The organism is Paracoccus marinaquae, from assembly GCF_018860165.1.
GTDB lineage: Bacteria > Pseudomonadota > Alphaproteobacteria > Rhodobacterales > Rhodobacteraceae > Paracoccus > Paracoccus marinaquae.
This window is the reverse complement of the sequence record NZ_JAHKNG010000065.1, coordinates 1-10,929: the sequence shown is the minus strand read 5'-3', so window position 1 is coordinate 10,929 and position 10,929 is coordinate 1. Positions and strand designations below refer to the sequence as shown.

Below are 10,929 nucleotides of genomic sequence, written 5' to 3'. Positions count from 1 at the left end.
CGAAACGTCCGGGAAGGGTTTGCGGCCCGCAACCAGTTCGCCATAATGTTCGGCGAGCGCTTCGCCGCTTGAGTATCTGAAACTGCATGGGCCGGATCAGATACACAGAGTTCCTGACACTCCCCGGACCAGTGGCGTTTTCATGGCTCGATCTGCCTGAGCGCCATGCCAAACAGCGCCTTCATCGTCAGGCAGGATTGGATCGCGGCGCCGCTATATGCAGGCTGTCGGCCGCGCTTGTCGGTCGGCTTGGCCTCCCACATCATCTCGGGGTCGAACCAGATCGTCAGCGAACCCCGGCGCTTCAGCGCTTCGGTATAGGACCGCCAGTTCCTGGTCTTGCAGGTCGGGGGTATCGGTCTGCTCATGTGACCCAGCTATCACGCTGGACTCACCGGATGAATCCAAAACCCGATTTACGCAACAGCGCCGTTGTCCGGAAACTTTCTTCTCCGCAATCGCCCTCGCCGCAACCGTCCTCTTCTGGCTAAGAAAAAGAACGAGTCCTGAACCTACGTGGGGGAGGATCAGCAGTCTGTACTGCGTCCGAAGCCCCGAATGCCGGCCGGGTCCTTCACCTCCACAGCGTGCTTAGCGCCGCCATCGGATCGTTGTCGCCCCAGATCTCGGGGCCGATGGCGATGAAGTCGCAGGCTGGTGACAACTGCCGGATCAATTCGCGCGTCACCGCGCCCTCGGCCACGACCGGGATCTCGATCATGTCGGACCACCACTGGAACAGGTCCAGTGGCGCCGGGCCGCCGCGGCCAAGGGCGCTGTCGCCGACCGGGCCGAAGCTGATGTAATCGGCGCCGGCCTCGCCCGCAGATATGCCGTCATGGCGCGAGGTGCCGCAGAAGGCGCCGACGATGGCATCCGGGCCCAGTTCCTTGCGGGCCGCGCGGACGCCGCGGGCACCGTCGGTCAGATGCACCCCGTCCAGCCCGTGCCGCTGGGCCAGTTTCACATGGTCGTCGATCACCACCGCCACGTCGCGCGCATGCGCGATCTCGCGCGCCAGATCGGCCAGACGGGCCAGTTCGTCCTCTTCCGCGCCGCCGCGGATGCGCAGGCAGGCCACCTCGAAACCGTCCATCACCCTGCCCAGAAGCGGCGCCAGCGCAGAGGCCTGCGCGCCGGCCGGGGTCATCAGATATAGCTGCGGGGCATCCGTCATCGGGGTCTCCATCTTTCTGTCGCAATAGCGCAGCTTGCTGCGCGCCGCCAGACGGACTATGGGGCGGCCATGCAAGACAACCGCCAGCCCGTCGTGATCCTTGTCCGCCCGCAGATGGGCGAGAATATCGGGGCCGCCGCCCGCGCCATGCTGAATTTCGGCCTGACCGAGATGCGTCTCGTCGCCCCCCGCGACGGCTGGCCGAACCCCAAGGCGGTGGCCATGGCCTCGGGGGCGGCCGGGCGGGTGCTGGACCGGGCGCGGGTCTATCCCGGTCTGGCCGAGGCGATGGAGGGCGTGGATTTCGCCTTCGCCACCACCGCGCGCGGGCGCGAACTGTCAAAGCCGGTCTTCACCCCGGCCACGGCGATGGCGAAGGCCCGCGCCCATGACGGGCGTTGCGCGCTGATCTTCGGCCCCGAGCGCGCCGGGCTGGAAAACGACGACGTGGCCCGCGCCAATGCAATCGTGACCGTGCCGGTGAACCCGGATTTCCCGTCGCTGAACCTGGCGCAGGCGGTCTTGCTGATGGGCTATGAATGGGGCCGCGACAGCCTGCCGCCCGAGCCCGCCCCGCAGGGCCGCCGGACGTTCGGCGAGGTTCTGGCGGACCGGGTCGAGATCGAGCGTCTTGGCGATCACTATGAGGAGAGGCTGACCGAGGCGGGGTTCTTCTTTCCCGAAACCAAGGCCGCGAACATGCGGCTGAACCTGCGCAACATGTGGTCGCGGCTGTCGCTGACCCGTGGCGATGTCCGTATCCTGCACGGGCTGCTGCGGCAATTGACCCGCCGATAAGCCCGACCTAACCTCCGCCCGACCCCAGAGGAGCCCTTTCGATGGCCAAGCGTCCCGTTTTCGAGGAAGTCTCGGATCAGGCAGCCAGCCGCCCCGCCGCCCGGACCGGGATGATCGACGCCGCGCCGAAGGGTGCGCGCCGGGCGATCCGCCTGTGGCTGCTGGTTCTGTTCGTGCTGGTCGCGGCGATGATCGCGCTTGGCGGCGCCACGCGGCTGACCGGATCGGGCCTGTCGATCACCGAATGGGCGCCTGTCACCGGCAGCCTGCCGCCCATGACCGACGCGGATTGGCAAAGGGAATTCGAGGCTTACCGGCAGATACCGCAATATGCCGAGGTCAATCCCGGGATGGATCTGGCCGGGTTCAAGCGGATCTACTGGTGGGAATGGTCGCATCGCCTGCTGGGCCGGTTGGTCGGGCTGGTCTGGGGCGCGGGCTTCCTGGCCTTCCTTGCAACCAGACGCATTCCCACCGGCTGGACGCCGCGCCTTCTGGGGCTGGGGGCGCTTGGCGGGCTGCAGGGTGCGATCGGCTGGTGGATGGTCTCGTCCGGACTGGTCGAGGGGATGACCCGCGTGGCCTCGTACCGGTTGGCGCTGCATCTGGGGCTGGCCTTCCTGATCCTCGGGCTGATCGCCTGGTATGCGCTGCTGCTGGGCCGCAGCGAGGCCGAACTGATGCGCGCGCGCCGTGCAGGCGATTCGAGGCTGTTCTCGGTCTCCACCGGGCTCATGCATCTGGCCTTCCTGCAGATCCTCCTGGGCGCGCTGGTCGCCGGCATCGACGCGGGGCGGCAATATACCGGCTGGCCGATGATGGGCGGCGAATGGATCCCGGCGGCGATCTGGGATCCGGCGCTTGGCTGGCGGAACTTTTTCGAGAACCCGGCGCTTGTTCAGTTCATCCACCGGATGGTGGGCTATCTGCTGGCGATCCTTGCGGTCGTGGTCTGGCTGCGCGCCCGGCGCTCGCCTCACCCGGTCACGCGGGGGGCGTTCACGGCGATGATCGTGATGGTCGCGGTGCAGATCGGGCTTGGCATCCTGAACGTGCTGCAGGCCTCGCCGCTGCCGCTGGCGCTGACCCATCAACTGGGTGCGGTGGCGCTGTTCGTGCTGATCATCCGCGCCCGCCACCACGCCCGCTATCCATATGAAACTTCGGTCAGGGGAACCAAAAGATGAGCGCCTTCGACGATCTTCTCGCCTTCCAGCGTCAGACCGAAGCCCTGTCCTCGGTGGCCGAGCGTCTGGGCTGGGACCAGGAAACCGTCATGCCCCGCGGCGCCACCGAGCAGCGCGCCGAGGAAATGGCGGCGATGGAGGAGGTGCTGCACGAGCGCCGGACCGATCCGCGCCTGGGCGAGTGGCTGGCCGCCGCCGAGCCGCAGACCGAGGTCGAGGCCCGCATCGTCGAACTGATCGCTCGCGACTTCACCCGCACCAGCCGTGTGCCTGCGCGGCTGGCCTCGGAACTGGCCAAGACCACGTCGCTGGCGCAGGGCATCTGGGCCGAGGCCCGTGCCAAGGAGGCGCCCGAGGAATTCCTGCCGGTTCTCGATCAGGTGCTGATGCTGAAGCGCGAACAGGCGGCGGCGCTGGCCGATGGCGGCGATCTTTATGACGCGCTGCTTGAGGATTACGAACCCGATACCACGGCGGCCGAGATCGGGGCGCTGTTCGATACCATGCGCCCGCGCCTTGTCGCGCTGCGCGAGGATATTCTGGGGGCCGAGGATCAGCCGCAGGCATTGACCGGCCATTTCCCGCAGGAAACCCAGATCCGGCTGGCGCGCGCCTGCGCCACCGTCTTCGGCTATGACTGGAGCCGGGGCCGCATCGATCTGGCCGTGCATCCGTTCAGCAGCGGCCGCTGGCAGGACAGCCGGATCACCACGCGGGTGGTCGAGCCGGAACCCTTCAACTGCCTCTATTCGACCATCCACGAGGTCGGCCATTCCAGCTATGAGCAGGGCATCGACGACGATTATGCCTTAACGCCGCTGGGCCGCGGTGTCTCGATGGGGGTCCATGAAAGCCAGAGCCGCATCTACGAGAACCAGATCGGCCGTGGCCGCGCCTTCACCGGCTGGCTGTTCCACCGCATGTCGGATGCCTTCGACGGGCTGAACATCGCCGATCCGGAAGCCTTCTACGCGACCGTGAACCGGGTGACGCCCGGCTATATCCGGACCGAATCCGACGAGGTCCAGTACAACCTGCACATCATGCTGCGCTTTGACCTGGAACGCGATCTGGTTGCCGGCCGGCTGGGTGCCGATGATCTGGTCGAGGCCTGGAATGCCCGCTTCCTCAAGGATTTCGGCGTCACCGTGGATCGTCCGGCAAATGGCGCCCTGCAGGATGTGCATTGGTCGGTGGGGCTGTTCGGCTATTTCCCGACCTATGCTCTGGGCAATGTCTATGCCGGCTGCCTGAACGCGGCGATGCGCGACGCGGTTCCCGATCTGGACGAGGCGCTGGCCCGGGGCGATGCCGCGCCCGGCGTCGAATGGCTGCGCGAGAACCTGCAGCGCCATGGCGGGCTGATGCCGCCGCGCCGGCTGATCGAAGACGCGACCGGGGCCACGGTCAGCCCCGCGCCATTGCTGGACTATCTCGAAGAGAAATTCGCCGGCATCTACGGGCTGTAGGCCCCGCCATCGGCGGATTGCCGGCGATGCAGGCGGGAGGAGAGCCCCCGTCTACCCGCATCGGGTCGGGCGTTGCCGGGCAGGGCGCGCGGGAGGCTATTCAGCCGCCTTCGCCATCGGGTTGTTCGGATGCGTGGTCCAGTTGGCATAGTCGCCGCGCCCGAGCCCGGTGCGCCTGTCGACCTCACCCGGCGCCAGTTCGCGCATGGTGATGCAGTTCTCGACCGGGCAGATGTCGACGCAGAGGTTGCAGGCCACGCATTCTTCCTCGATCACCTCGAAGACACGGCCCGGCTTCATCGCGATCGCCTGATGCGAGGTATCCTCGCAGGCCGCGAAGCAGCGACCGCATTTGATGCAGGCGTCCTGGTCGATCACCGCCTTGGTGACATAGTTCAGGTTCAGCCGGTTCCAGTCGGTGACATTCGGGACGGCGCGTCCGATCAGGTCGCCCAGTTCCATCGCGTGGCCGTCAAGATAGTCGCGCAGGCCGGTGATCATCTCCTGCACCACCTTGAACCCGTAGGTCATCGCCGCCGTGCAGACCTGCACATTGCCGGCCCCGAGGGCCAGGAACTCGGCCGCGTCGCGCCAGGTCGTCACCCCGCCGATGCCGCTGATGGGCAGGCCGCGCGTCTCGGGGCTGCGGGCGATCTCGGCCACCATGTTCAGGGCGATGGGCTTGACCGCCGGGCCGCAATAGCCGCCATGGGCGCCGCGGCCGTCGATGGTGGGCTCGGGCGCGAACAGGTCCAGATCGACCGAGGTGATCGAGTTGACGGTGTTGATCAGGCTGACCGCATCGGCGCCGCCGCGCTTTGCCGCCTCGGCCGGCTTGCGGATATCGGTGATGTTCGGGGTCAGCTTCACGATACAGGGCATGCGCGAGTGCTGTTTGACCCAGCGGGTGACCATCTCGATATATTCGGGCACCTGACCCACGGCGCTGCCCATGCCGCGCTCGCTCATCCCGTGGGGGCAGCCGAAATTCAGCTCGACCCCGTCGGCGCCGGTATCCTCGACCGCGGCGAGGATCGCCTTCCAGCTGTCCTCGTCGCAGGGCACCATCAGCGAGATCACCAGCGCCCGGTCGGGATAGTCGCGCTTGACCGACTTGATCTCGCGCAGGTTCACCTCCAGCGGGCGGTCGGTGATCAACTCGATATTGTTCAGCCCCAGAACCCGGCGGTCGGCGCCGTGGACCACGCCGTATCGCGGGCCGTTCACATTGACCACCGGCGGCCCCTCCGAGCCCAGCGTCTTCCACACCACGCCACCCCAGCCGGCCTGAAAGGCCCGGCGGACATTGTACTCCTTGTCCGTGGGCGGGGCCGAGGCCAGCCAGAACGGGTTCGGGGATCTGATCCCGATGAAGTCCGAACGCAGATCAGCCATTGTCGCCTCCCGTTAACAGGGCGTGAATATCCTCGGCGGCGTCGCGGCCCTCGGCCACCGCGGTCACGGTCAGGTCGTTGCCGCCCGCGGCGCAGTCACCGCCCGCCCAGACCCGGTCCAGCGAGCTCCGCCCCGGTCCGGTCACCGCGATCTTGCCGCCCTCCAGCACCAGCCCCACAGGCACCCCCTCCAGCCGCTGGCCGATGGCGCGGAAACACTGGTCGGCCTTCAGCCGGAAGCGCTGGTCCGTCAGCACCAGCCCATCGGGGCCGTCCTCGGTATAGGCGAACTCGACCTCGGCCACCGCACCATTGCCGTGGATGGCAACCGGGGCCGCGTTGCAGATGATGCGAACGCCGGAAGATGTGGCGTGGTCCTGCTCGTGCAGGCTGGCGCTCATCCGGTCCTGCCCGCGGCGATAGACGATGGTGACATTCTCGGCGCCCAGCAGCCTTGACTGCACGGCGGCATCCACCGCCGTCATGCCGCCGCCGATCACCACCACGTCGCGTCCGACCGGCAGGACGCCCAGATCGCCCGCCTGACGAAGGTCGCGGATGAAGGCCACCGCATCCAGCACGTTGGCGCGTTCCTCGCCCTCGGTCCGCAGGGCGTTCACCCCGCCCAGACCCATGCCCAGGAATACCGCGTCAAACTCGGCCCGCAGCGCCTCCAGCGTCATCTGATCGCCCAGCAGCTGGCTGTGGCGAAGCTCGATCCCGCCGATCCCCAGCAGCCATTCGACCTCGGCTGCGGCGAAACCGTCCACGGTCTTGTAGCTGGCGATCCCGTATTCGTTCAGGCCGCCCGGCTTGGGGCGGGCCTCGAAGATCACCACGTCATGGCCCTTGGCGGCCAGACGATGCGCGCAGGACAGCCCCGCCGGCCCGGCTCCGATGACGGCGACCCGCCTGCCGGTCGGCGCGGCGCGGCGGAAGGGGTGGCCTTCCCGGGCCATCAGCCCGTCGGTGGCAAAGCGTTGCAGCGCGCCGATCCGGACCGGATCGCCCTCGGCCTCCATCCGCACGCAGGCGCCTTCGCACAGGTTCTCGGTCGGGCAGACCCGGGCGCACATGCCGCCAAGGATATTCGCGTGAAAGATCGTCATCGCCGCGGCATCCGGCGTGCCGGTCGCGATCTGGCGGATGAAAAGCGGGATGTCGATCGAGGTCGGACAGGCGATGATGCAGGGCGCGTCATGGCAGAAATAGCAGCGATCCGCCGCCACCCGCGCCTCATGCGCATCCAGGGGCGGGGCGACATCGCTGAAATTCCGGGCGAGTTCATCGGCACTCAGACGGCCGGAATGGACTCCGGGTGACAGTCTGGCTTGGGACATTTACGTCTCCTGGCTCAACCTGCTGGTTGGCTTCAGGCTGACACAGGTTCGTTTTTTTATCAAATGGTAAAGTGGCGGTCCTTAAAGCCCGAGGAATTTTCAGGCGGGCAGGCGGAGGATGGCGGCAAGCCCCCCGATCGAGGCCCGTTCGAGGCGCAGTTCGCCGCCATGCAGCGCCGCCAGATCGGCGACGATGGCAAGGCCAAGCCCCGAACCCGACGCGCCATGCTCGTCCAGACGCCCGCCCCGGACCAGCGCCCGGGGGGTTTCGGTTTCCGCCATGCCGGGGCCGTCGTCCGCGATGCGGATGGTCAGCCCGTCGCGGTCGGCGGTGACGCGGAACCCGATCCGGCTGCGGCCCCATTTGACCGCGTTCTCGGCCAGATTGCCGATCATCTCTTCCAGATCCTGCCGTTCGCCGGCAAAGCCGATCTCGTCGGGGCAGTCGATCCGGGCGGTCATGCCCTTGTCCTGCATCGGCCAGCGCAGCACCATCAGGATATCGTCGATCACCGGCCGGACCGGTGTGCGCTGTCCCAACCGGCCCGGCCCGGCCGAGCGGGCGCGGCGCAGGTGCCAGCCGATCAGACGGTCCATGCGCGCGATCAGCGCATGACCGCGATGATCGGCCGGCAATTCGTTGGTCAGCGCCGCCAGCGGCGTTTTCAGCGAATGGGCGAGATTTCCCAGATGCTGGCGCGAGCGGGACAGAAGCACCTCGTTCTGCTCCAGCGCGGCGTTGATTTCGGTGGTCAGCGGGCGCAATTCGCTGACATCGGGCAGGGGCAGGCGGTCGGCCTTCCCCGCGCGGACCCGTCGCAGATCGGCGCCAAGCCGGTCGAGGCTGCGCAGCCCGGCGGTGATCTGGATGACGCTGGCCGCCGCCAGCCCGAGGCCCAGCATGATCAGCGAGATGGCCAGCGGGCGGCGGATCTGCTGCAGGCTGGCATCGATCCGGTCGCGCGGTGCGGTGACGGTGATGGCCACCGAAGCCTCGCTGCCGGGAACGGTGATCTCGCGCCGCAGGACGCGCAGGGGCGCCCCGTCGGCGCCGCTCCCTGCGCCGCCGGTGAAATCGCCCGACGGCCCGTCCAGCCGCCCGTCCAGCAGCGAGGGCGAGCGCGCCGCGACCCGGCCGGCGCTGTCGACCTGCCAGTACCAGCCGCTGAGCGGAAGCCCGAACCGCGCGTCGGGCGGCAGATCCTCGACGCGGATGCGACCGTCCTCGGCCGCCTCGATCGTAGCGGTCAGCGCGTCGGCGATGGCGGCGGTTTCGGCGTCGAACCGGCCGGTGACGAATTCCTCCAGCAGATCCGAGATGAACAGAAAGGCGCCCAGCAGCGCGGCGCTCAGCCAGACCGCCGCCAGGACCAGAAGGCGGCCGCGGATCGAACGCATCATGCCCCGGTCCGCAGAACGTAACCCTCGCCGCGCCGGGTCTCGATCACCCCCTCGCCGATCTTCTTGCGCAGCCGGCCGATCACCACCTCGATGGACTTGAAGTCGCGGTCGGTCTCGGCCTCGTAGAGATGTTCGGACAGTTCGGTGCGGCTGACCACGCGGTTCTGGTGATGGATCAGATAGCTGAGGATGCGGGTCTCGAAGGCGGTCAGCTTCAATGCCACGCCGTCGCGGGTGATGACGCCCAGCTGGCTGTCCAGCTTCAGTGATCCGGCGGGAATGACCGGGCGGGCATGGCCGGCGGCGCGGCGGATCAGGGTCTGGGCGCGCAGGACCACCTCGTCCAGCCGGAAGGGCTTGACCGCGTAATCATCGGCGCCCGCGCGGAAGCCCGCGACCTTGTCGGTCCAGTCGCCGCGCGCGGTCAGGATCAGGACCGGCATCGAGATGCCCTGGTCGCGCCATCGGGTCAGCACCTCGATCCCCGGCATGCCCGGCAGGCCCAGATCGAGGATCGCCACGTCATAGCTTTCGGTCGAACCGAGGAATTCGCCCTCGCTGCCATCCGCCGCGCGGTCGGTCACGAACCCGGCCTCGTGCATCGCCGTGGCCAGCTGTTCGGACAGCAGCGGATCGTCCTCGACAATCAGAGCCCGCATTCAATCCTCGTCATCGTCCTTGTCCCTGTCGTCATCATGGCGGTGATCGACATCGCGCCGCAATGCCTGCAACTGGCCCCGTCCGGCAATGTCGAGGAATCGCCCGCTGCGCGCATCCATGCGGATGATCAGCAGGTTCCGCTGTGGCGTGACCAGGCGGAACTCATAGACCAGCGGCGCGCCCAGATCCCGTTCGTGCGCAGTCGGCGGAACCACCTCGGCGCCGATCAGGCGGCCGCGATAGCGGTCCGCGACCCGCTCGGCCAGATCGTGGAAGGGCCGCGGCTGAAAATCCTGCGCCGCGGCCGGGCCGGGCAGCGGCAGCGGCGCGGGCCCGGCCGAATACCAGGCCGGAAGCACGAGCATCGCAAGCAGGATCGGGACCAAACGTCGCATGCCTCATCTATGCGCCGGATCGCCCAAATGGAAACCAAACGGATCATTGGCGTTCCGTTCGGCCTCCGGGGGTTAGAACTTGATTCGTACCGCAGGCCTCAGGCTCTGCCGAAACGAACAAAAGAATGGAAAGGAAGTTCACGATGAGCAGACAAGCTTTCACGATCGCCGCAGGTTCGGTGGCACTGGCCGCCGTGCTGGGAACCGCCACGCTGGCGCAGGATGCCGCCCCGGCTGCGCCCGCGACCGATCTGCCCGAGATTCTCGGCGCGCTGAATCTGGAAAACATCGAGATCGATGCCGGCAAGCGCGGCGGCCGCAAGATCGAGGGCGATCTGCCCGGCGGCGGCGAGATCGAGGCCTTCGTCGATCCGCAGGGCAAGGTGATGATGATCGAAGCCGATGACGTGGTGATGCCGCAAAGCGTGATCGACGCGATGGTGCCGCAGGCGGTGCGCGACAGCGGCATCCTGTCGCAATTCGCGGTGATCGACCGGATCGGCGGGCGCGACGGGCGGCTGATGATCGGTGGCGAGGATGCCAGCGGCGAGGATCTGCGCGCCGGTTTCGACGAGGACGGCCGGCTGATGCGGTTCGGGCGCGGCGACGACGACCATGACCGCCGCGACGGCCGCCGTGACCGCGATGACCGGATGCATGGCAAGCGCGATCACGGACGTGGCGGCCCGGACATGGGGCCGATGGGCGGCCCCCGCGGCGCGGCCGGCCAGCCGGGCGACATGCCCCCGCCTCCGCCATTCGATGCCGCGGCGCTGACCGAGGCGCTGACCGGAGCCGGCTATAGCGGGATCGGCGATCCGCGTCCGACCGGCCCGCGCCTGCTGCTGGAGGCGACCAACCCGGCCGGCGAAGCCGTGCTGCTCGAGGTTGATCCGGCGGGCGAGGTGCTGCGCGAAACCGCGCGCTGACATCCCTGGCAGGCAGCGAGGGGCGGCCCGAGAGGCCGCCCTTTTCGCCGTCAGGGCACCTCGAATTTTCACCGTTTTCCGCTGTTCGTGGGCAGGTCTGCGGCCTGAAGCCCGCATGAAGCGGCTTGGCGGGGGACTTCGGATTGGTTTCGGGAGCTGATGCGCCGGGCCGTTGAGGG

The 10,929-nt window shown here is 67.9% G+C and carries 10 protein-coding genes and 1 pseudogene; 4 read left to right on the top strand and 7 right to left on the bottom strand.

Going from position 1 to position 10,929, the window contains the following annotated elements; genetic code table 11:
- Positions 1-152: 152 nt before the first annotated feature.
- Positions 153-368 (bottom strand): annotated as a pseudogene (locus tag KNW02_RS19270) (transposase); the annotation flags it as partial.
- Positions 369-574: 206 nt separating this feature from the next.
- A complete protein-coding gene (locus KNW02_RS19265; RefSeq protein WP_216034819.1) occupies positions 575-1,177 on the bottom strand; it encodes a thiamine phosphate synthase in 603 nt (200 codons plus the stop codon).
- Positions 1,178-1,246: 69 nt separating this feature from the next.
- On the opposite strand from KNW02_RS19265, the gene KNW02_RS19260 reads away from it, so the two are divergent.
- Genes KNW02_RS19260 through KNW02_RS19250 form a run of 3 tightly spaced genes read left to right on the top strand, consistent with a single transcriptional unit; the run spans position 1,247 to position 4,631 of the window.
- Positions 1,247-1,975, top strand: a complete 729-nt coding sequence (locus KNW02_RS19260) for an RNA methyltransferase (protein ID WP_216034818.1) — start codon at positions 1,247-1,249, stop codon at positions 1,973-1,975.
- A gap of 41 nt (positions 1,976-2,016) precedes the next feature.
- A complete protein-coding gene (gene ctaA, locus KNW02_RS19255) occupies positions 2,017-3,162 on the top strand; it encodes a heme A synthase (RefSeq protein WP_216034817.1) in 1,146 nt (381 codons plus the stop codon).
- On the top strand, positions 3,159-4,631 hold the full coding sequence (locus KNW02_RS19250) for a carboxypeptidase M32 (protein WP_216034816.1): 1,473 nt from the start codon (positions 3,159-3,161) through the stop codon (positions 4,629-4,631). Before ctaA ends, KNW02_RS19250 begins: the two co-directional genes overlap by 4 nt.
- Positions 4,632-4,727: 96 nt before the next feature.
- Here the strand turns inward: KNW02_RS19250 and preA are convergent, their stop codons facing one another.
- From preA to KNW02_RS19225, 5 genes are all read right to left on the bottom strand, one after another.
- Positions 4,728-6,026 carry an NAD-dependent dihydropyrimidine dehydrogenase subunit PreA gene (preA, locus tag KNW02_RS19245; RefSeq protein ID WP_216034815.1) on the bottom strand — a complete coding sequence of 433 codons (1,299 nt, stop codon included), beginning with the start codon at positions 6,024-6,026 and terminating at the stop codon, positions 4,728-4,730.
- Positions 6,019-7,365 (bottom strand): NAD(P)-dependent oxidoreductase, encoded by a 1,347-nt coding sequence (locus KNW02_RS19240; RefSeq protein WP_216034814.1) that lies wholly within the window; start codon positions 7,363-7,365, stop codon positions 6,019-6,021. Before KNW02_RS19240 ends, preA begins: the two co-directional genes overlap by 8 nt.
- 99 nt (positions 7,366-7,464) lie before the next feature.
- Entirely contained in the window at positions 7,465-8,766 is a 1,302-nt protein-coding gene (locus KNW02_RS19235) for a sensor histidine kinase (protein ID WP_216034813.1), read from the bottom strand.
- Positions 8,763-9,425: a response regulator transcription factor gene (locus KNW02_RS19230; RefSeq protein WP_216034812.1), complete on the bottom strand. Its 663-nt coding sequence runs from the start codon at positions 9,423-9,425 to the stop codon at positions 8,763-8,765. The genes KNW02_RS19235 and KNW02_RS19230 overlap by 4 nt, the downstream gene beginning before the upstream one ends.
- On the bottom strand, positions 9,426-9,821 hold the full coding sequence (locus KNW02_RS19225; RefSeq protein ID WP_216034811.1) for a PepSY domain-containing protein: 396 nt from the start codon (positions 9,819-9,821) through the stop codon (positions 9,426-9,428). It lies immediately after the preceding gene.
- A gap of 143 nt (positions 9,822-9,964) precedes the next feature.
- On the opposite strand from KNW02_RS19225, the gene KNW02_RS19220 reads away from it, so the two are divergent.
- A complete protein-coding gene (locus KNW02_RS19220; protein ID WP_216034810.1) occupies positions 9,965-10,750 on the top strand; it encodes a hypothetical protein in 786 nt (261 codons plus the stop codon).
- The last annotated feature ends 179 nt before the right edge of the window (positions 10,751-10,929 follow it).

Excerpts from the sequence above, each read along its gene's own strand:
- KNW02_RS19265 (WP_216034819.1), bottom strand. The coding sequence starts at position 1,177 with ATGACGGATGCCCCGCAGCTATATCTGATGACCCCGGCCGGCGCGCAG.
- KNW02_RS19225 (WP_216034811.1), bottom strand. The coding sequence starts at position 9,821 with ATGCGACGTTTGGTCCCGATCCTGCTTGCGATGCTCGTGCTTCCGGCC.
- KNW02_RS19240 (WP_216034814.1), bottom strand. The coding sequence starts at position 7,365 with ATGTCCCAAGCCAGACTGTCACCCGGAGTCCATTCCGGCCGTCTGAGT.
- KNW02_RS19235 (WP_216034813.1), bottom strand. The coding sequence starts at position 8,766 with ATGATGCGTTCGATCCGCGGCCGCCTTCTGGTCCTGGCGGCGGTCTGG.
- KNW02_RS19230 (WP_216034812.1), bottom strand. The coding sequence starts at position 9,425 with ATGCGGGCTCTGATTGTCGAGGACGATCCGCTGCTGTCCGAACAGCTG.
- preA (WP_216034815.1), bottom strand. The coding sequence starts at position 6,026 with ATGGCTGATCTGCGTTCGGACTTCATCGGGATCAGATCCCCGAACCCG.
- ctaA (WP_216034817.1), top strand. The coding sequence starts at position 2,017 with ATGGCCAAGCGTCCCGTTTTCGAGGAAGTCTCGGATCAGGCAGCCAGC.
- KNW02_RS19260 (WP_216034818.1), top strand. The coding sequence starts at position 1,247 with ATGCAAGACAACCGCCAGCCCGTCGTGATCCTTGTCCGCCCGCAGATG.
- KNW02_RS19250 (WP_216034816.1), top strand. The coding sequence starts at position 3,159 with ATGAGCGCCTTCGACGATCTTCTCGCCTTCCAGCGTCAGACCGAAGCC.
- KNW02_RS19220 (WP_216034810.1), top strand. The coding sequence starts at position 9,965 with ATGAGCAGACAAGCTTTCACGATCGCCGCAGGTTCGGTGGCACTGGCC.